Source organism: Aeromicrobium sp. REDSEA-S38_B2, from assembly GCF_001628525.1.
Lineage (GTDB): Bacteria > Actinomycetota > Actinomycetes > Propionibacteriales > Nocardioidaceae > Aeromicrobium > Aeromicrobium erythreum.
This window is the reverse complement of record NZ_LUNH01000014.1, coordinates 1-19,701: the sequence shown is the minus strand read 5'-3', so window position 1 is coordinate 19,701 and position 19,701 is coordinate 1. Positions and strand designations below refer to the sequence as shown.

The 19,701-nt window shown below is 73.4% G+C and carries 19 protein-coding genes, 1 tRNA gene and 1 other RNA gene; 8 read left to right on the top strand and 13 right to left on the bottom strand.

The features are described from left to right. The first annotated feature begins 5 nt into the window (after positions 1-5). A complete protein-coding gene (locus A6Q81_RS02985) occupies positions 6-701 on the top strand; it encodes a GAF and ANTAR domain-containing protein (protein WP_353681405.1) in 696 nt (231 codons plus the stop codon). Positions 702-721: 20 nt separating this feature from the next. On the opposite strand, the gene A6Q81_RS02980 is transcribed toward A6Q81_RS02985, so the two are convergent. Then, on the bottom strand, positions 722-1,417 hold the full coding sequence (locus tag A6Q81_RS02980) for a GAF and ANTAR domain-containing protein (protein WP_286689483.1): 696 nt from the start codon (positions 1,415-1,417) through the stop codon (positions 722-724). Positions 1,418-1,512: 95 nt separating this feature from the next. On the opposite strand from A6Q81_RS02980, the gene A6Q81_RS02975 reads away from it, so the two are divergent. From A6Q81_RS02975 to A6Q81_RS02965, 3 genes are all read left to right on the top strand, one after another. Next, a complete protein-coding gene (locus tag A6Q81_RS02975; protein WP_286689482.1) occupies positions 1,513-2,835 on the top strand; it encodes a threonine/serine exporter family protein in 1,323 nt (440 codons plus the stop codon). A gap of 102 nt (positions 2,836-2,937) precedes the next feature. Continuing rightward, positions 2,938-4,095: an acyl-CoA dehydrogenase family protein gene (locus A6Q81_RS02970; RefSeq protein ID WP_286689481.1), complete on the top strand. Its 1,158-nt coding sequence runs from the start codon at positions 2,938-2,940 to the stop codon at positions 4,093-4,095. Positions 4,096-4,102: 7 nt separating this feature from the next. Next, a complete protein-coding gene (locus tag A6Q81_RS02965; RefSeq protein WP_286689480.1) occupies positions 4,103-5,218 on the top strand; it encodes an acyl-CoA dehydrogenase family protein in 1,116 nt (371 codons plus the stop codon). A gap of 161 nt (positions 5,219-5,379) precedes the next feature. Here A6Q81_RS02965 and ffs read toward each other — a convergent pair. After that, an RNA gene (gene ffs, locus A6Q81_RS02960) (signal recognition particle sRNA small type) lies at positions 5,380-5,476 on the bottom strand. Between the two features lie 62 nt (positions 5,477-5,538). Here ffs and A6Q81_RS02955 point away from each other — a divergent pair. Beyond that, positions 5,539-5,623: transfer RNA gene (locus A6Q81_RS02955), tRNA-Ser, on the top strand. Positions 5,624-6,082: 459 nt separating this feature from the next. On the opposite strand, the gene A6Q81_RS02950 is transcribed toward A6Q81_RS02955, so the two are convergent. The 10 genes from A6Q81_RS02950 to A6Q81_RS02905 form a co-directional block, all read right to left on the bottom strand. Continuing rightward, positions 6,083-6,433 (bottom strand): histone-like nucleoid-structuring protein Lsr2, encoded by a 351-nt coding sequence (locus tag A6Q81_RS02950; RefSeq protein WP_286689479.1) that lies wholly within the window; start codon positions 6,431-6,433, stop codon positions 6,083-6,085. Positions 6,434-6,527: 94 nt separating this feature from the next. Further along, positions 6,528-6,842, bottom strand: a complete 315-nt coding sequence (locus tag A6Q81_RS02945; protein WP_286689478.1) for a 2-phosphosulfolactate phosphatase — start codon at positions 6,840-6,842, stop codon at positions 6,528-6,530. Positions 6,843-7,136: 294 nt separating this feature from the next. Continuing rightward, positions 7,137-7,790 (bottom strand): hypothetical protein, encoded by a 654-nt coding sequence (locus A6Q81_RS02940; protein ID WP_286689477.1) that lies wholly within the window; start codon positions 7,788-7,790, stop codon positions 7,137-7,139. 29 nt (positions 7,791-7,819) lie between these two features. Continuing rightward, a complete protein-coding gene (locus A6Q81_RS02935; protein WP_286689476.1) occupies positions 7,820-8,626 on the bottom strand; it encodes an ECF transporter S component in 807 nt (268 codons plus the stop codon). Continuing rightward, a complete protein-coding gene (locus A6Q81_RS02930) occupies positions 8,623-10,218 on the bottom strand; it encodes an ABC transporter ATP-binding protein (RefSeq protein ID WP_286689475.1) in 1,596 nt (531 codons plus the stop codon). The genes A6Q81_RS02935 and A6Q81_RS02930 overlap by 4 nt, the downstream gene beginning before the upstream one ends. Next, positions 10,202-11,359: a CbiQ family ECF transporter T component gene (locus A6Q81_RS02925; protein WP_286689509.1), complete on the bottom strand. Its 1,158-nt coding sequence runs from the start codon at positions 11,357-11,359 to the stop codon at positions 10,202-10,204. Before A6Q81_RS02925 ends, A6Q81_RS02930 begins: the two co-directional genes overlap by 17 nt. Further along, the gene (locus A6Q81_RS02920; protein WP_286689474.1) at positions 11,356-12,252 is read right to left on the bottom strand and encodes a hypothetical protein; all 897 of its coding nucleotides are present in this window, start codon (positions 12,250-12,252) and stop codon (positions 11,356-11,358) included. Before A6Q81_RS02920 ends, A6Q81_RS02925 begins: the two co-directional genes overlap by 4 nt. Next, positions 12,249-13,838 carry a prenyltransferase/squalene oxidase repeat-containing protein gene (locus A6Q81_RS02915; RefSeq protein WP_286689473.1) on the bottom strand — a complete coding sequence of 530 codons (1,590 nt, stop codon included), beginning with the start codon at positions 13,836-13,838 and terminating at the stop codon, positions 12,249-12,251. Before A6Q81_RS02915 ends, A6Q81_RS02920 begins: the two co-directional genes overlap by 4 nt. Positions 13,839-14,134: 296 nt before the next feature. Continuing rightward, positions 14,135-14,629 carry a ribonuclease E activity regulator RraA gene (gene rraA / locus A6Q81_RS02910; protein ID WP_286689472.1) on the bottom strand — a complete coding sequence of 165 codons (495 nt, stop codon included), beginning with the start codon at positions 14,627-14,629 and terminating at the stop codon, positions 14,135-14,137. Positions 14,630-14,683: 54 nt separating this feature from the next. Beyond that, the gene (locus A6Q81_RS02905) at positions 14,684-14,836 is read right to left on the bottom strand and encodes a hypothetical protein (RefSeq protein ID WP_286689471.1); all 153 of its coding nucleotides are present in this window, start codon (positions 14,834-14,836) and stop codon (positions 14,684-14,686) included. Positions 14,837-14,943: 107 nt separating this feature from the next. On the opposite strand from A6Q81_RS02905, the gene A6Q81_RS02900 reads away from it, so the two are divergent. Genes A6Q81_RS02900 through A6Q81_RS02890 form a run of 3 tightly spaced genes read left to right on the top strand, consistent with a single transcriptional unit; the run spans position 14,944 to position 18,010 of the window. After that, the gene (locus A6Q81_RS02900; protein ID WP_286689470.1) at positions 14,944-15,612 is read left to right on the top strand and encodes a metal-dependent transcriptional regulator; all 669 of its coding nucleotides are present in this window, start codon (positions 14,944-14,946) and stop codon (positions 15,610-15,612) included. Positions 15,613-15,671: 59 nt separating this feature from the next. Further along, positions 15,672-17,573 carry an acyl-CoA dehydrogenase family protein gene (locus A6Q81_RS02895; RefSeq protein ID WP_286689469.1) on the top strand — a complete coding sequence of 634 codons (1,902 nt, stop codon included), beginning with the start codon at positions 15,672-15,674 and terminating at the stop codon, positions 17,571-17,573. Next, complete coding sequence (locus A6Q81_RS02890) at positions 17,570-18,010, top strand: hypothetical protein (protein WP_286689468.1); 441 nt, start codon at positions 17,570-17,572, stop codon at positions 18,008-18,010. The genes A6Q81_RS02895 and A6Q81_RS02890 overlap by 4 nt, the downstream gene beginning before the upstream one ends. A gap of 2 nt (positions 18,011-18,012) precedes the next feature. On the opposite strand, the gene A6Q81_RS02885 is transcribed toward A6Q81_RS02890, so the two are convergent. Further along, a complete protein-coding gene (locus A6Q81_RS02885; protein WP_286689467.1) occupies positions 18,013-19,383 on the bottom strand; it encodes a GntP family permease in 1,371 nt (456 codons plus the stop codon). Positions 19,384-19,701: the final 318 nt, after the last annotated feature.

The following is a 19,701-nucleotide window of genomic DNA, read 5'->3' as shown; positions in this document are numbered from 1 at the left end:
TGGAGGTGGTCGCCCTGACCCACTCCCCCGTTCCGCCGGACCCGCTCCGTGACGGACCCCCCACGACGCCCGAGCTGGCGCGTCACGTCGTGACGCTCGCGGCGACCGCCGCCGGGACACCGCACGGTGGCCTCGCCATGGCGACGCCGCACGACGTCGACGACCTGGTCGTCACGTCGACGACGTTGGCGTCGGTCGCCCTGGGGATCGCCGGAGGCCCTGGCCCCGACGACCTCGCCGAGAACATCGTCGTCGTCCGCGACACGTCCCTCGACGCCCGCTGGCCGACCTGGTCGACCACGCTGGTCGGGCTGGGGGTGTGCTCCGTCCTGGTCGCACCCGTGCAGACGATGCACCGACCGCCCGGCGTGCTGGCCGTGCACGCCGACCGCACCGACGCGTTCTCCGACGCCGAGGTCGCCGCGTTCGGCGAGGTCGCGACGGTGGCGTCGTCGGCCCTCGCGGTCGCGCTCGACCGCGACGGCCTGCCCCGTGCCTTGACTGTCCGCCGTCTCATCGGCATCGGGATCGGGATGCTCGTGGAGCGCTACGACCTGTCGGTGGAGCGCGCGTTCGGCGTCCTCGTGCGGCACTCGCAGCACCTCAACCTCAAGCTGCGCGACGTCGCACGCCACCTGGTGGAGAACGGGGAGCTCCCCGAGCAGGCCCCGGACGAGCGGGACGGCCCGGAGCCGACGTGACCTCGCGCGTCCGTGAGCGCTCAGACGTCGTCGGGCAGCGTGCGCGTGCGCACGACCTCGCTCGCGACGACCGCCAGCTTCTCGTTGCGGTGCTGGGAGTAGCGCACGAGCACGCCGAAGGCCTGGTCGGCGTCGACGCCGAAGCGCTCCATGAGGATGCCCTCGGCCTGCCCGATCACGGTGCGGGTGGCGAGCGCCTCCTGCAGGGTGCTGCGCTCGCGGGCCGACGCGATGGCGATGGCGGCGTGGCTCGCCAGGTGGCGGGCGGCGATCCGGTCGGCCTCGTCGAAGGCCTCGGGCTCGGTCGCGTAGAGGTTGAGGGCGCCGAGCTCGCGGTCGGCCAGCGCCAGCTGCACGCAGAACATCGAGCGCACGCCCTTGCCCACCACGTCCGGGCGCCACGACGGCCAGCGCGGGTCGGCGGCCAGGTCGGGGACGTCGACCTCGTCGGCGTGCAGGGCGTCGACGCAGGGACCCTCGGACAGCTCGTGCTGCAGGTCGTCGGCCCACGCGACGAGGTCGCTCGTGGGCGCCACGGTCTCCACGCGGCCCCGGCCCCGCACGAGCGAGACACCCGCGTCGCTGGCACCGCGCACGAGCTCCAGCGCCAGGGTCGTGAGCCGGTCGGCGGTGCTCTCCGGGGTGTCCTCGGCGGCGAGCTGCTGCGCGATCGCCGCGAGCCGCCCGTCCAGTCCGTCGTCCACGATGTCCGACATGGTGTGACCTCCTCGACCCTGAGAGTACCGAGAGCCGAAGGGTACGGCAGCCGACGCCGTGGCCGCCACGACGTCGCCGCGCCGCACCCGTCACCATGGTGCCCGTGAGCGACACCAAGGACGTGCAGCGCACGCTCGACCTCGCCCTGAGGATCGGGGAGCTGCTGCTGTCGAACGGGGCCGGCGCGGCCGACGTGACCGCCACCATGGCGTCGGTGACGCACCACCTCGGGCTGCGGCACACGCTCGTCGACGTCACGTTCACGTCGCTGACCCTCAGCCACCAGGAGAGCGTCGACGACACGCCCATCGTCATGCGGCGGCACGTGACGCACCGCGAGGTCGACTACGCCGACCTGACGGCGGTCGACCTGCTGGTCCGGGCACTCCTCGCCGGCGAGATCGACCGTGACGAGGCGGCCTCGTCGGTGCTGAGGATCGCCTCGACCGGCCACCCGCGCCCCCGCTGGGCGATCACCGCCAGCTGGGGCGTGACCGGCGCCGGGATCGCGCTGCTGCTGGGCGGCACCTGGATCGTGCTCGCGGTGGCCGCGGTCGCGGGATCGGTCATCGAGGTCGTGCAGCGCCGGATCGAGCGACTGCGGCTGCCGTTCTTCTACTCCCAGGTCGCCGGCGCACTCGTCGGCACGCTCATCGCCGTGGCCGTCGCCGCGTCGCCGGCCCCCGTCGACCCGTCGGTCGTGGTCACGGCGGCGATCGTCATGCTGCTGGCCGGTCTGGGCTTCATCGGCGCGATCCAGGACGCCCTGACCGGGTTCACCATCACGGCCAACGCGCGTCTCATGGAGGTGATGATCGCGACCGTCGGCATCATCGTCGGTGTCTCCGCGGGCCTGCACGTGGGCGGGTGGCTCGGGCTCGACCTGAGCATCGACCCGGGCGCCTCCGGCCTGGGGCAGCTGCCGGGTGTGATGCTGGGCGCGGGCGTCACCGCCGGGGCGTTCGCGGTGTCGGCCTACTCCCCGAAGCGCATCGTGACGCCGATCGCCCTGCTGGCGGCGCTGACGTCCGGGGCCTTCCTGCTGGTGACGCAGTCCGACGTCGGCCGGCCGGGCGCCGCGGGAGTCGCGGCGTTCACGATCGGCTTCCTCGGCTACTACATGGCGCGCAACTTCCGCGTGCCGCCGCTCGTGGTGGTGGTCTCCTGCATCGTCCCGCTGCTGCCCGGTCTGTCGATCTACCGGGCGCTCTCGCTCCTCGCGGGCGAGGACATCAGCGGGCTGCTGCCGATGATCACGGCGGCGGGCATCGCCATCGCCCTCGCGTCCGGCGTGCTGCTCGGGCAGTACGTCGCGCAGCCGCTCGGCCACGAGGCCCGCCGACTGGAGCGTCGCCTGGCCGGTCCCCGTCTGGTCGGACCCCTCCGCGCCCGCACCGGACGCGGTCGCCGCGGCTGACCCCGACCCGTTCACCGGGCCGACGTCGTGGGGCCCTGGCAGGCTGACGGGGCAGGGCGTATCGTGCTGACTAAGCAAGCGCTTACTGACCGGAGAGTTGCCATGAAGCTTCGCCTGTCCGAGGAGGACGCCGCGTTCCGCGAGGAGATGCGCACGTTCTTCACCACCCAGGTCCCGCAGTCCATCCGCGACACCGTCGCGGCCCGCCGTGAGCTGACGAAGGACCAGATCGTCGAGACGCAGCAGATCCTGAACGCTGCCGGGCTCGCCGTGCCGAACTGGCCCGTCGAGTGGGGCGGCAAGGACTGGACCCCGCTGCAGCGCCACATCTGGCACGAGGAGATGCAGCTCGCCAGCGTGCCCGCGCCGCTCGCGTTCAACGCCTCCATGGTCGGCCCGGTCATCGCCGCGTTCGGCTCGCAGGAGGTCAAGGAGCGCTTCCTCCCGGCGACCGCGAACCTCGACATCTGGTGGTCGCAGGGCTTCTCCGAGCCCGACGCCGGCTCCGACCTCGCGTCGCTGCGCACCGTCGCCCGCCGCGAGGGCGACGAGTACGTCGTCAACGGCCAGAAGACGTGGACCACGCTCGGCCAGTACGGCGACTGGATCTTCACGCTCGTGCGCACCGACCCCGAGGCGCCGAAGAGGCAGCAGGGCATCTCCTTCCTGCTGATCGACATGACCTCCCCGGGTCTGACGGTGCGCCCCATCGAGCTCATCGACGGCGGCCACGAGGTCAACGAGGTCTTCTTCGAGGACGTCCGCGTCCCGGCCGAGAACCTCGTCGGCGAGGAGAACCGCGGCTGGGACTACGCGAAGTTCCTGCTCGGCAACGAGCGCGTCGGCGTGGCGCCGGTCGGGTCGACGAAGCGCTGGCTCGCCGCCGCCAAGGAGCTCGCCGGCGACCGCATCGCCGGCGACCCGGTGCTCGCCACGCGCGTCGCCGGTCTCGAGAACGAGCTGCTCGCGCTCGAGCTGACGGCGCTGCGCGTCGTCGCGCACTCGGCCGACGGGAAGCCGCACCCGGCCTCGTCGGTGCTGAAGCTGCGCGGCACGGAGCTGCAGCAGGCCGTCACCGAGCTGTACGTCGACCTGGCCGGGCCGCTCTCGCTCGCGTCGGGCGCCAGCGACGGCTCCGGCGTGCCGGACTGGGCCCGCGTCAGCACCCCGCAGTACCTCAACTACCGGAAGGCGTCGATCTACGGCGGCTCCAACGAGGTGCAGCGTCAGATCATCGCCAAGACCATCCTGGGACTGTGAGGCAGCCATGGACTTCACCCTCGACTCCGAGCAGACCGCGCTGCGCGACGCCGTCCGCGGCCTGCTGAGCAAGAGCTACGACTCGACGGAGACCCGTCGCGAGATCACCAAGACCGACCCGGGCTTCTCCGAGGACGTGTGGCGCCAGCTGGCCGAGGTCGGCGCGCTGGGCCTGCCGTTCGCCGAGGAGGACGGTGGCTTCGGCGCCGGACCGGTGGAGGTCTCGATCGTCGCCGAGGAGATCGGACGCGTGCTCGCGCCCGAGCCGTACCTCGAGACGATCCTGGCCGCGGGCCTGGTCGCCGACCTCGGCTCGCCCGAGCAGCGGTCCGACGTGATCGGCCGCGTCGCCGAGGGAGCGCTCGTGCTCTCCTTCGCCCACCACGACATCGCCGACGCGGTCGTCGCGACGCAGTCCGGTGACGCCTGGACGCTGTCCGGCGTCAAGGAGCCGGTGCTGCACGGCGTCCGCGCCGACCTGCTGGTCGTCACGGCCCGCACCGACGCCGGCGTCGGCGTGTTCCTCGTCGACCCGTCGACCGACGGCGTGGAGCGCACCGGCTACCGCACGCACGACGGTGGTCGCGCGGCGCGCGTGGCGTTCGACGGTGCCGCGGCCACGCCGCTCGGCGACCCGTCGGCCGACGCGGCCGACGCGGTGGCCCTCGCGGTCGCGCGCGGCCAGGTCGCGCTCGGCCACGAGGCGGTCGGCGCGATCGACGTCGCCCTGCGCATCACGACCGAGTACCTCAAGACGCGCAAGCAGTTCGGCGTCACGCTGAACACGTTCCAGGCGCTGACCTTCCGGGCCGCCGACCTGTACGTGTCGGCGGAGCTGGTCCGCAGCACGGTCACGTGGGCGACGCTGGTGCTGCAGGACGAGCCCGAGCGAGCCGTCGAGGCGGCGTCGCGCGCGAAGCTGCAGGTCTCGCGCGCCGGCCGGCACATCGGCCAGGAGGCGATCCAGCTGCACGGCGGCATCGGCATGACCGCCGAGTACTCGGTGGGCCACTACACGAGCCGGCTCACCGCGATCGACCACACCCTCGGCGACGGCTCGGAGCACCTGGCGCGCCTCGCGTCGACGGTGACCGACCACGGCGTCGTCGACCCGATCGGCTGATCTGCACCCACTCCCGACGCCCCCGGCCGCACAGCGGTCGGGGGCGTCGTGGTGCGGGCCGTGGCGACGGATCTGTCTGCGTTCGCTTGGCCATCGCTACGTGAACGCAGAGACATCGGTCCGACGGATGACCCAGGCGCCGGCCGACGACGGTCGCGGACGTGAAGGACCCCTCGCGCACCCGCCAGAGCCCACTGACCCTTGCTGCCTTCCGGCCCTGGGGGAGTTGGGTGAGATAGCGCCACGCGAGGGGCTGCGCCCAGCATACGGGGGCGCACCCGGTGCGTTCCACGCGGGATGCGACCGGTACGCTCGTCCGCGGAGGATTCGCATAGTGGCCTAGTGCGCTCGCTTGGAAAGCGGGTTGAGTGAAAGCTCTCAGGGGTTCGAATCCCCTATCCTCCGCGTCGAACGAAGCCCCTCGGCTCACCAGAGCCCGGGGGCTTCGTCATGCCCGATGGCGCCGAGGGGCTTCGATCGACATCAAGGGTTGCGGATTCGAGGAGGAGCGAGCGCCAGCGAGGGACGGAGTCCCCTATCCTCCGCAGAGGTCAAGAACCCCTCGGCATCTCGATGTCGAGGGGTTCTTCCGTTCGCGTGCCACGCCGAGGGGTTCTTGACCTCTGATCCGGGCTAGCGGATTCGGGGAGGAGGGAGCGCCAGCGACCGACGGAGCCCCCGATCCTCCGCCACGTGCCACGGCCCCCAGCGCTCGTTGCGGGGGGCCGTGGTGCGTTGTCGAGCATGGCGCAGCGCCACGTCGATCGGCCGACGGCCTGAGAGCCCGACGACGCCGCCCGACGCGAACGCGGCCGGGTCGGGCTCCTCGAGGAGCCCGACCCGGCCGCGTGGTCGTGGCGACGGTCAGTGCGCGGACTGGTAGGCCTCGATGAGCGAGGAGGGGACGCGGCCGCGGGCGGGGACGTCGAGTCCCTGCTCCTGCGCCCACTCGCGCACGGCCTTCGCGTCGACCGACGACGCGGACGACGAGGACGACGAACGGCGCGAGGAGCTGCTGCGGCCGGAGGCGCGACCGGCGCGGCGACCGACGGCGACGTAGGGCGCCACGGCGTCGGCGAAGGTCTGCCGCTCGGCCTCGGTGAGGTCGACCTCGTAGCCGACCCCGTCGAAGGTGAAGGCCACGGTGGGCGACGGGGTGTCGATCTCGTCACCGCTCAGGTCGGAGTAGAACTTTTCCACGGTCTTTTTTGCCATAGGCGCAGATTATCGCGCCCGCAGCGAAAGTCGCGACACCGGGCGGAGGCTTTATGGACGAAAGTCAGAAATAACGTCCAAGTCCTTTTCGACTTTATGGCGCTGGGACGAATCCACGGTCGCTGAGCACGGGGACGACGCTGCTCGACCCCACCTGCGCGGCGACGTCGACGTCGGCCTCCCAGCCCGCCGCCACCAGCTCGAGACCGCTCGCGCACGCGTGCAGGTGCGACGACTCCCGCTCCCGCACGAGCCGGTAGGCGTCGGCGGCCAGGGCGGCCTCGGGCGACAGGCCGGGCCAGTCGAAGTCCTCGAGCGCGGCGAGCACCGCGCCGGCACCCCAGAGGTCCTCGACGGCCGGCCGCAACGTCCCGTCGGGCCACCGCTCGCCGGCGGCGACCACCGCCACGACCGTGTCGTCGGCGTCGTGCTCCCGCGCGATCCAGGGGCCAGCACGGCGCCGGTCTGGGCGGCCACCGCGGCGGCGTCCGGTCGACCTGCCGGGTACGGCACCACCACGGCGCCGCGCTCGACGGCCACCCCGAGGGCGGTGGTGAAGGACAGCACGTCGACGACGACCGCGACGTCGGCGCCCTCGCCCACGGCGAGACCGCCGGTGGGTCCCCAGTCGAACCGGACCGTGTGGTCGCCCTGGCGCGTCGCCGTCATGGCACCAGTGTGCCGACCCGACGGTGGCGCCCGGTCACGGCCGGCGCCGCCGGGCGACGACGACGATGCCGACCACGACGGCGAGGAGGACGAGGGCCAGCGCGACCGTCACCGCGGTCTCGGCGCCCGAGGGACGCAGCGCGTCGTGCTCCTCGACCTCCGCCGCGCGCGGTGTCCGCTCCCGTGTCTCGGCGGTCGGCCGGGTCTGCACCGGCACGTCCTCGCCGTCGGCCAGCAGCTGGTAGCGCAGGGCCACGAACTGCCCCGGCTGCACGCGCTGCTCGCGCAGCCCGGTCTGCGCGAACGTCCAGTCGCCTCCCTCGTCGGCGAGCAGGAAGGCCCAGTAGCCCGACCCGGACAGCGACGCTCCGCACCGCTCCTCGTCGGGCCCGGGCCGGCCGTCGACCCGGCACAGGAAGGGCGTCGACCCGCTGGTCTCCACCAGGTCGTGCCCGGCCGCGACCAACGCGTCCTGCGCGACGGCGTCGGCGGCCAGGCCGGTCGCGCAGCGCACGTCGGGCCCACCACCGAGCGAGGCCGGCTCGACGACGACCACGACGTCCTCGGCGGTGCACGCAGCGGTCGAGCCGGAGTCGGTGCTGGCGGAGGCCGAGGCCGGAGCGCCTGGGGCGAGGAGGCCGCCGAGCAGCACGGCGAGCACCAGGACGGGGCGGGACGACAAGCGCATGCCCACCATCCTCGCCGACCCACGGACCCTCACCGGCCGGCGACCTCGACGGCCGGCTGTCCGTAGCGGGCGCGGCGTGCCGCACGGCGCAGCGTCGTCAGCACAGGAGGCCCGAGGATCCCCACGAGCAGGGCGTTGGTGATCGCCCGTCCCGTGTCCCAGCCCCACGTCGACGTGAGCAGGTTGTAGAGCAGGAAGCGGTGCAGGTTCTCCCCCACCGGGTCGCCGGGCACGAGCTGCAGCGTCCGGTCGGACCCGGGCACGGCGATCCCCAGCTGGAACGGCCACGACGACAGGTTCATCAGCATGCCGAACGCATAGGCGACGACCACCGCGTAGACGACGAGCATCGCGATCTCCGCGCGGCCCGTCACACGTCGCGGGAGCAGCCCCGCGCCCAGGCCGATCCAGGCCGCGCACATCATCTGGAAGGGCAGCCAGGGCCCCACGCCCGACGTCAGCAGCGCCGACGCGAACAGCGACGTGCACCCGAGGACGTACCCGAACCCGGGGCCGAAGACCCGGCCGGCGAGGACGAGCACGAAGAAGACGGTCTCGATGCCGGCGGTGCCGGCTCCGAGCGGGCGCAGTGCCGCGTTGACGGCGGTCAGCACGCCCAGCATCGCCAGCGCCTTGGCGTCCATGCCGCCCTCGGTCAGCTCGGCGACGACGACCAGCACGACGATCGGCAGCAGCGCCATGAAGATGAACGGCTGGTCGACGCGGGTCGCCCCTGCTTCCGGCTGCACGAACAGCGGCCACAGGAACATGACGAGCCCCGCGAGCGACGCGACCCCGAGCACGAGCGCCGAGCGGGGCGTGAGCCGCGACGTCACGAGGTCGCTCCCGCCACGTCGGCGACCGTGAGCCAGCCGGGGCCGAGCACCTTGGCCGTCTGCGGTGCGAACGCCGGGGACTCCGCCAGCACCTTGCCGACGTCGCCGGCCGACACGACCTCGCCCTCGGCCATCACCACGACGGCGTCGGCGACGAGCGCCACGAACTCCACGTCGTGGGTCGACACCACCACGCCTCGGCCCTCGGCCGCCTGCGCGTGCAGGATGTCGGCGAGCTGGGTCTTGGCCGAGTAGTCGAGTCCGCGGGTCGGCTCGTCGAGCAGCAGCAGCCGCGGAGCCGCGGTGAGCACGATCGCCAGGACGAGCGACAGCCGCTGGCCCTCGCTCAGGTCGCGCGGGTGCTGGTCGCCGTCGATCCCGGGGGCCAGCCGGTCGAGCAGCGCGCGGCACCGCCCGTCGGCCCCGTCGGTGTGCGCGTCGGCCGCGGCGCACTCCTCGTCGACGCTCTCCAGGTAGAGCAGGTCCGACGCGGTCTGCGGCACGAGACCGACCTGCGCCCGGGCCGCTGCCGGGGCGAGTCCGGCGGGGTCGAGCGCCTCCGCCCCCACCGCGACCCGCCCGGCGGACCGCTTGACCCCGCCCTGCAGCGCCCACAGCAGCGACGACTTGCCCGAGCCGTTGCGTCCCATGAGCGCCACGACCTCGCCGGCCCTCACGGTCAGGTCGACGGCGTCGACCGCGCGGTGGCGGCGGTAGTCGACGCACACGCCGTCGGCCCGCAGCACCGGTGCCCCCACGGGACGTCGTGGGCCCCGCACGGGTGCGGGACCGATCCGCTCGCGCAGCGGGGCGGACCGCCGCCGCGCGTCGCGCACCGTGAGCGGCAGCGGGTCCCAGCCGGCGAGGCGGCCGAGCTCCACCAGGGGCGGGGCGACCGGGCTGTCGCGCAGCACGTCGGCCGGCTCGCCCGAGCGGACGTGGCCGTGCTCGACCACGACGAGCCGGTCCGCGAACGGCACCACGCGCTCCATCCGGTGCTCCGCGACCACCACGCCGAGCCCGACGTCGGCCACGAGTCGAGCCACCGTCGCCAGGACGTCCTCGGCCGCGGTCGGGTCGAGCGCCGACGTCGGCTCGTCGAGCACGAGCATCCGCGGGTGCATCGTGAGGACCGCGCCGATCGCGACCCGCTGCTGCTGGCCGCCCGACAGCGTCCGCAACGACCGGCGGCGCAGGTCGGCGATGCCGAGCAGGTCGAGCGTCTCCTCGACGCGCCGACGCATGGTCTGCGGGTCGAGGCCGAGCTGCTCCATGCCGTACGCCAGCTCGTCCTCGACGACGTCGCTGACGAAGCCCGCCGCCGGGTCCTGCGGCACGTACCCCACGAGGTGGGCGAGCTCGCGGGGCGGCGTGCCGATGATCGAGGCGCCGTCGACGAGCACGTCGCCCTCGAGCAGACCACCGCTGAAGTGCGGGACCAGCCCGTTGAACAGACCGAGCAGCGTCGACTTGCCCGACCCGGTGCGACCGCACACCAGGTGCAGCTCGCCGTCGGGCAGCACGAGGTCGACGTCCTTGAGCGTCGGCCCAGCGTCGTCGTAGGAGAAGGTCACGTCACGCAGCTCGAGCACGGGGCACCTCCCCCTCGTCGTGGTCGCTCGGGTCGTCGTCGGTCGGGTCGTGGCTGGACGGGCCCGCGACGTCGGTCGAGGGCGGTGGCGTCAGGAAGGCGGGCAGCACGCCCACGAGCACGACGAGCAGCACCGGCAGGCTGACCGTGGGCCATGATCCCAGGTCGGGCACGACGACGTACGGGTCGAGGTCGAAGGCGCGGTCGACGCCCACCGCGACGACGACGCCGCACAGCGCGGTCAGCACCTCCGCCGGACGCCAGCGGTCGGGGCGGTAGCGGGTGCGGCGCACGCGACGACCGGCCGAGCGCAGCGCCGCGGCGGCGAGCAACAGCCCCAGGACGAGGACCGGTCCGGCGAGCACACGGGGTGCGGTCCCGTCGAGGTAGGCGTAGGCGCCGACGCAGAGGGCGCCGAGCCCGCCGAGCATGAGCCCGCCCGTGACGAGCCGCTGCGCCCGTGTCGCACCGCCCGTGCGGCCGTAGCCGCGTGCGTCCATGCCGGCGGCGAGCGTCATGGACCGTTCCAGGGCGTCCTCCAGCACGGGCACGACCACGCGCCGCAGCGACCGGACGCCCCGGCTCGCGTCGCCCCGCAGCCGGCGCGCCCGACGCACGCGCTGCACGCTCTCCGCGAGCTGCGGGAACACCGACAGCGAGACCACCACAGCGGTACCGACCTCGTAGAACGCGGGCGGCACCGCGGCGAGCAGCCGTCGGGGGTTGGCCAGGGAGTTGGCGGCACCGACGCACAGGATGATCGCGCCGAGCCGCATGCCGTCGTAGAGGGCGCCGAGCAGCGACACCGCCGTCACGTCGCCGAGCAGCTGGATGCCGCGCGCGACGTCGGGGAGCGGGATCTCGGGCAGGTGGAGCAGGACCGTCTCGCCCTCGACGGCGCCACCGCCCAGCACGATCCGGTAGAGCACCCGCAGCACGACGACGAACAGCGCGAAGTAGACGTAGAACCGGTACGACAGCGCCCAGGGCGCGTCACCGCGACGCGCCACGACGACCACCGACACGACCGCGCCGACGACCGCCAGCACGAACGGGTTGAGCGTGAACGAGGCCGCCGCGGCAAGACCGAGCGCCCAGAGCCACCAGGCTCCGGGGTGCAGGTCGCGCGCCGGGGAGGTCAGGAGCGGTCGTCCCTCCGCCGCCGGGCGACGACGCCGGCCGCGCCCAGCAGGGCGAGGACGACGCCGACGGCCACGAGCGTCCCGACGGGTGCACCCGAGCCGGCGTGGGCCGACGTGGCTCGGGTCTCGTCGCCGATCCCTGCGCTCGCAGCGTCACTCGACGACGGCGTCGCCGAGGGGGCCGTCCGTCGCGCGCGCTCGTCGTCGCGCGCACGCTTCTCGTCCTCGTCGTCGCCGGCGTCCTTGGCGCCGTCGCGGGACTTCTGCTCCGCGTCCTTCGACGAGCCCGTCGCACGACCGGACGACGGGGTCCCCGCCGAGGCGCCACCGTCGCCCGACGCGCCGGAGCCGCCCCGGCCCTCGGAGCTGCTCGGACCACGCGACCCGCCGGTGCTGCCGGTCGGTCGCGCCGACGGCTGGACGGCCGCCGCGCCGACCGGGGAGACGCCGGGTTGCGCGCGGCTCGCCTGGCCCTGCCAGCTCCACGCGACCCAGCCGCCCCGCGGGACGTCGAGTCCGTCGACCCCGATCTGCGCGTAGCTCCACGACCCGTTGCCGGTGGACACCCAGAGCGACCAGTACGCGTCGGCGGGCGACGCCTGCACGCAGCCGGCGTCGGCGGGCAGCGCGTTGACCCGGCAGACGAAGCCCCGCTCGCGAGCGGCTCGCTGCATCGAGACACCGGCCGCGGTGAAGGCGGCGGACGCCTTGCTGCCCGAGCCCGGGACGCAGGTGGTGCTCACGCCGCCGCCGAGCTGGTGGGGGTCGACCACGACGGTCACCCCGTCGCCCTGCGCGCAGGCCGCAGCCTGCGCCGGCGCCTGCACGACGACCGCGCCGGTCGCCACCCCGAGCAGGGTGGCGACCAGCGCGGCCAGGAGCCGTCGGGTCATCGGACCACCGTGAGCGTGGCCGTGCCCTGGCGCGTGTCGGTGAGACCACGGACGAACACGGTCTTGCGTCCGGTCGCGGGCCCCACGCCGATGACGGTCGTGAATCGTCCCGTGCTCGACGCCGTGCCGGTCGCCACGTAGCGGCTGCGGTAGTAGACGCGCACCGGCTCGCCGGCCGCGAGGCCGCGGGCGTTCACCCGGACCTTGCCGTTGACCTTCACCGACGTCGCGCCGACGCTCGCCGGGAAGCGGGCCGACGCGGCGAGCACGCGCACCGACGTCGAGCCGACCCGGTTGCTGCGCGAGCCGGTGACCGTCGCGCGCACGGTCCCCGTCCGCGCCGGGGCCTTCACCGAGGCCGTCGCCAGGCCGTCGGCGTTCGCGAAGACGCTGACGGCGCCTCCGCCCGCCAGGACCACCCGAGCCTTCTCGCCGGAGGCGAGACCGGTGGCCCGCACGGCCACGGTGCTTCCGCCCGCCACGTAGCCCGTGGGGGCTGTCACCGTGAACGTCGCGGGCGGCAGCTGGGCGTCGACACCGACGGCGGCCTGTGCCGTCGCGCGGATCCACTGGTCACGCGCCTCGACCGGGATGCCCTTCTCGAGCCCGGTCTGCAGGGCTGCGTCGTCGTAGGCGATCGCGCCGATCTCGTTGCCCAGCGCGGTGTCCTCGGCCTTGGCGTCGGTGACCTGTTTGCTCACGATCCACGACGCGGCGGCGCCGGCGCGACCGACCTGGCCGACCGCGCGCAGCGTCGCGGCCGCCAGGCCCGTGCTGTTCGTGTTGGCGGTCCCGCCGTCGCTGAAGGAGCCGTCGGCGGCCTGCGTCCGCAGGAGCCAGTCGGTGGCCTCGGCGACGTCGTCGTCGAGACCGCTGATCCCGTGCTCGCGCGCGACCCCCAGGGCCTGGAGGGCGAAGGCGGTGGCGTCGACGGTCGGGCCCTGCTCGGCACCAGGCGTCCCGCACTGCTCGTCGGCCATGCTCACCCGGAACCCACCGTCGGCGCACTGCTGCTTCAGGAGGTACTCGACCGTCGACGCCGCGCGGCTCGACGACGCCGTCGACAGCGCCCGCACGACCCAGGCCTGGCCGATCGTGTTCGAGAAGTCCCCGTACTCCGACAGGTCGGAGGCGCGGCCCGCCGACGTCCCCTCGGTGACCACGCGCTCCTCGGCGCGCTGGACCAGGTTCACCCCGCCGAAGCTCGTCGCGTCCTGGCCCGCCTCCTGGACCGCGCTGGCGAGCTTGCCCGTGGCGCCGGCGTAGCGATCGTCGGGGGCGAACGAGCCGCCGGTCGTGTACTCGTCGACCTTCGACGCCAGCGCCTCGACGATGCGCTGCTGCGTGGCGGTCCGGGTCTCGAGGTCGTGCAGCGCGAGGAAGACGTCGATGGTCAGGCCGAGGTCGTCGAAGTCGTACTGCTCGTTGTGCACGACGCCGTCGGTCAGCTGGTCGTCCAGCCACCGCGCCGCGGAGTAGGCGTAGGAGTTCGGAGCGGCCTGGGCGGCCGGGGCGGCGCCCAGGAGGCCGGCGCCGAGGGCGACGACGGCGGTCGCGACGATGCCGCGACGGAGGGGGTGCTTCATGGGGGTCCTCACCCGCTGCAAAAGAGCAGGGGCGCCCCTCGGGGGGAGACCCGCTGCGACCACGACAGCGTGATTCGGTCGGGTGCCCGGTGCGGTGTTCCGGCTCCCCCCGACGCCGGGCGGCAGGGGCTACGGTTGCGGGTCAGCGCCGGACTTCGACCGGCTTCCCCGCAGGCAGGCACGTGGAGTGATGGTGTCGACTGACAGGCGGACGGTACCACCCGCTCCCGTCGCGGAGCGAGGGCTGAGACCGGGATCTCAGGCGAAGGGTCCCCCTCGGGCGACCAGCACCGCGCTCACACCGCGTCCAGGCGGCCCTCGGCCACGAGCACGCCGGTGGCGTCGGCGTAGACCCACTGTCCGGGCCGCACGGTGACGCCCCCGAAGGCCAGCTCGACGCCGACGTCGCCGAGGCCGCGGCGCTCGGTGCGCACGGGCGTGGGCGCCAGGGCCTGGACACCGAGGTCGAGGTCGCGCAGGACCTCCACGTCGCGCACGGCGCCGTGGATGACGAGACCGGCCCAGCCGTTCTCGACGTAGCGGGCGGCGATGAGGTCGCCGAGGAGGGCCCGGCGCAGCGAGCCGCCGCCGTCGACGACGAGGACCCGTCCCTCACCGGGCTGCTCGCCCAGCTCCTTGACGCGCGAGTTGTCCTCGAAGCAGGAGACCGTCTCGACGGGGCCGGCGAAGGCCTCCCGTCCACCGAAGCCGCGCAGAAGCCCGGGCTGCACGACCGACACACGGTCGGGGTGGTGGTCGTCGCAGAGGTCGGGCGTGGTCCATCCGGTCATGGGGTCCTCCGGGTCGGGGTGCACCACGACCCTATGCGCACCACCACGGGCGGGTCAGCCGACCTGGCCGCCCACCGCGACGACGGCGACGAAGCCGCCGACGAACAGCACGGTGCGCGCCAGGCCGGAGCGCAGGAGCCGCAGCTGCACGGCGTCGAGCCGCGGAGCGGCCGGCCGCGAGGAGCCGGAGTGCGCGATGTTCGCCATGCCCGACACGCTACCACCCGGTGCAGAACACACAAGTTCGGTGGACCGAACTCGCGCGGGAGGTCGTGAGCCCCCGGGACGCGTCCGCCCTCCCCTACCCTGGAGCGGTGCCCGCCTCCGCCCTGTCGTCCTCGATGCAGGACTACCTGAAGGTCATCTGGACCACCCAGGAGTGGGACGACTCGCCCGTGACGTCGCGGGCGCTCGCCGAGCGGTTCGGCGTCTCCCCGTCGACCGTGTCCGAGGCGCTCAAGAAGCTCGCCGCCGCGGGGCTGGTCGACCACGAGCGCTACGGCACCGCCACCCTCACCGACGCCGGCCGCGCGGCCGCGCTCGCGATGGTCCGACGTCACCGCCTCGTCGAGACCTTTCTCGTCGACTACCTGGGCTACGCCTGGGACGAGGTGCACGACGAGGCCGAGGTGCTCGAGCACGCCGTCAGCGACGACTTCGTCGAGCGTCTCTCCGCCCGCCTCGGGCACCCCGAGTTCGACCCGCACGGCGACCCCATCCCGACCGCGGACGGCCGCCTGCCCGCCCTCGACGCACGCCCCCTCGTCGACGTCGAGGCGCCCGCGCGGCTGCGGGTCGTGCGGGTCTCCGACGAGGACCCCGCCCTGCTGCGCCACCTCGTCGACCTCGGTATGACGCTCGGCGTGACGCTGCGGCTCGTCGAGCGCCACGACTTCGCGGGCACCCTGGCCGTCGAGCTCGACGGCACGCAGCGCGACCTGGGGCACGTCGCCGCAGCCGCGATCTTCGTCGCCCCGGCCTGATCGCGGACGGCTCGCTCACAGCACTGCGGGGACCCCCGAGCGCGAGTAGCGTTCGGCCCATGACGCTGTCCGACGAAGTCCGCATCGCCCTCGACGGAAAGTGGCGGCACGTGCGCGAGCAGTCGCGCACGGAGCTCGCGGCGATGGAGCTGGCCTACGACCTCGACCTCGACATCGACGCCGCACGCGAGCGCACCCTGCGCCAGCTGCACGGCCTCGTGCCGACCGGCGTGCCCGCGGCCGGCTTCCGCACCGAGCACGGAGGCGGCGGTGACCCCGGCATGGCGGTCACCGGCATCGAGATGCTCGCCCAGTTCGACCTGTCGCTCATGGTCAAGGCCGGGGTGCAGTGGGGTCTCTTCGGCGGCGCGGTCGAGAACCTCGGCACCGAGCGGCACCGCGACCTGATCCCCCGGCTCATCGAGCTCGACCTCGTCGGCTGCTACGCGATGACCGAGATCGGCCACGGCAGCAACGTCCAGCACCTCGAGACGACCGCCACCTACGACGCCGAGACGCAGGAGTTCGTCGTCGACTCCCCCACGCCGTCGGCGACGAAGGACTACATCGGCAACGCCGCCGCGCACGCCACCGTGGCCGCGGTGTACGCGCAGCTCGTCACCCGCGGCGAGAACCACGGCGTGCACTGCTTCCTGGTGCCGCTCCGCGACGAGCAGGGCCAGGTGCTCGAGGGCGTCGAGGTCGGCGACGACCGCCACAAGGGCGGCCTGGGCGGCGTCGACAACGGACGTCTGGCGTTCCACCAGGTGCGCATCCCCCGCGTCAACCTGCTCAACAAGTACGGCGACGTGGCCGAGGACGGCACCTACTCCTCACCCATCGACGACGTGAACCGACGCTTCTTCAGCATGCTCGGCACGCTCGTGCGCGGACGGATCAGCGTCGGCGGGTCGGCGCTCGCGGCGGCGGAGGTCGCGCTCAGCATCGCCGGCCGCTACGCGCTGCAGCGTCGCCAGTTCGGCCAGGACGGCGAGCCGGAGGTGCTGCTCGCCGACTACCGCCTGCACCAGCGTCGTCTGCTGCCGCTGCTCGCCCGCTCCTACGCGTACCGCTTCGCGCAGAACCAGCAGGTCTCGCGCATGGACCGGCTGCAGCGCGCCACCGAGCCCGACGCGCAGCAGCAGCGTGAGCTGGAGGGCCGCGCCGCCGGGCTGAAGGCGATCATGACCTGGCACGCGTCCCGCGCGATCAACGAGTCGCGCGAGATGTGCGGCGGCGCGGGCTACCTCGCCGAGAACCGGCTCACGGTCCTGCGCGGCGACATCGACGTGTTCACGACCTTCGAGGGCGACAACCACGTCATGCTGCAGCTGCTCAGCAAGGAGCTGCTCACCTCCTACGCCAAGGAGGTCGGCGGGCTCGACCCGTTCGGCATGGTCCGGTTCGTCGCCGAGACGGTTGCCGACACGGTCCGCGAGCGGACCGCCGCCAGCCAGCTCATCCAGCGCCTCATCGACGCGGCACCCGCCGGCGGCGACGCGCACGACCTGCTCGACCGCGGCACGCAGCTGAGCCTGTTCGAGGACCGCGAGCAGCACCTCATCGAGACGGCCGCCCGACGCCTCCAGCGGGCCGCGAAGGCCAAGGGCGAGGAGGCGTTCCGCATCTTCAACGACGCGCAGGACCACCTCATCCGCTGCGGTCGCGCGCACGTCGACCGCGTCGTGCTCGAGGCGTTCACCGCCGGCATCGCCCGCTGCGAGGACGAGGAGGCCGCGAACCTCCTACGCCAGGTGTGCACCGTGTACGCACTGAGCGTCATCGAGGACGACCTGGCCTGGTTCATGGCACACAACCGCATCTCCGACCAGCGCGCCAAGGCCGTCACGCAGCTGCTCAACGAGCAGCTCGCCGAGCTGCGCCCGCACCTGCTCACGCTCGTCGAGGGACTGGGCGTGCCCGAGGAGACCCTCGGCGCCGCGATGCTCCTGAAGCAGTGACGCCCCGGCGCCTCGGCACGACCCTGGCCGCGCTCGCCCTGCTGACGGCGGGGTGCGCGCAGTCCGTCGACGTCGACGGAGCCGCACGGTGGCGCGACCGCGCGGACGAGGCCGCCCGGTCGGCGCTGGTCGCCGTCGGCGACCGGGTGACGCTGGCACCCGACGACACCCTGTCCGGCCGGGCCGACACCCAGCGCTGCCCGGGTCGGGGCAGCGACGCGGTCGTGCACCGCGTCGACGCCACGCTCGACCTCGCGTCGGCGCCACCGCCGGGCCTGGCCGACGCCGTGCGCGCCGCGGTGCCGTCGGGGTACGACGTCGAGGTCGACGTGCAGCCCGACCGGGTCGTGCTCGGCGTCGTCAGCCGGTGCCTCGACCTGCCGAGGATCCAGACGATCGAGATGGCGCTCGAGGGTCGCTACCGCGTCGAGCCCTGACGTCAGGCCAGGAACGCGACGGCGAGCACCATCGGCAACGACACCAACGAGGCCATGCTGGTGACCAGGGTCATCGTCTTCAGCGCGCCCTTCGTCGTCAGGCCGAGCAGCGACTTGAACATCCAGAAGAAGTTCGAGTTCACGGTGAGCGCGAACATCGACCCCGACGCGACGGCCAGGCCGATCGCGAGCGGTGCGACGTCGATGGAGCCCAGCACCGGGCTGATGATGCCGGCCGCCGCGATGGCCGCCACGGACACCGAGCCGATCGCGAGGTGCAGCACCGCGGCGATGAACCACGCCAGCAGGATGCTGGTGACCACGGCAGCACCCTCGCTGGCCGAGAACAGCGACGCGAGGGTCTGGTCGAGGCCCGTCGCCTCGATGACCGCGCCGAGCGAGCCGCCGATGCCGGTGATGAGCAGGATCTCGCCCGTCGTGTGGAAGCCGGTCTTGAGCGCCTTGTCGGTGCGCTCCACGCCGGTCGCGGCACGCGCGAGCAGGTAGGCGCCGAGCAGGCCCACGAACAGCGCGACGTTCGGGTTGCCGAGGAACGCGACGAACCCGTTCGTCACGTCGGCGAGGTCGGCGAACGCACCTCCGGCGATCATCAGCAGGGGCACGAGGATCGGCAGGAGGGCCACCGGCAGCGGCACGTCGACGTCGCTGCGGCTCGCGCCCTCGCCAGGACCGGTGCCGGCGGTGTTCTGCTCCACGCCGTCGCCGTCGAGCGGCTCGTCCTGCGCCTCGTCGGTCTCGGGCTTCCACCAGCCGAGGCGGAGCAGCCGGCCGAACAGGAAGGTGGTGAGCAGCGCGGTGACGGGACCGAGGACGATGCCCGCGATCATGTACGTGCCGAGCGGGATCTCGAGGATCCCCGCGATCGTGACGGCGGCCAGGCCGGGCACGACGAACACGTAGCCCGCGAAGATGCCCGTGCCGATCGCGCCGGCCAGGTGCGCGAGCCCGCGGGGACCGACGTGGCGCGCCGACGACCGCGCGATCGGCGCGGCGAGTACCACCTGGACGTCGACGTAGATGGACGGGAACACCGTCGACATGGCGCCGGTGAGCGCGTAGGGCAGCCGCTTCGCCCCCACGACCGACAGCAGCGCCCGCACGAGCTTGCGGAACGTGCCCAACGAGTGCAGGAGGGCGCCGATGAGCACGCCGAACCCGATGAGGAGCCCGACCTTCGTCATGATCTCGCCGAACCCGCCGGTGATGGCGGTGACCGTGCCCTCGAACCCCACGCCCGCGGCGAGCCCCAGGTAGAGGCAGGCGATCACGAGCGAGATCACCGGGTCGACCTTCGCCCAGATGATCAGCCCGACCACGAGCACGATGGCGATGGCGGTGTGGACGACTTCCACGGTCTTCCCCCTCGATCGACAGTGCGCCTCACCCTAGGCCACCCCACCGTGCGCGGCCCCCACGCGAGGTCCCGCTGGTCGAAGCGAGTCCCGCTCGTCGAGGCGGGTCCCGCTGGTCGAAGCGAGTCCCGCTGGCCGAGGCGGTCCCGCTGGTCGAGTAGGCGCCGCACGTGAGGAACGAACGCCGAGGCGCCGTATCGAGACCACCCGGCAACGGCTCAGCGCGGGCCAACCCCCAGGCGTCTGCGTGGAATGGTCTCCATACGCCCGGAGCACGCTCGTGCCTCGCGGCTCCGCGCTACTCGACCAGCGATTGTC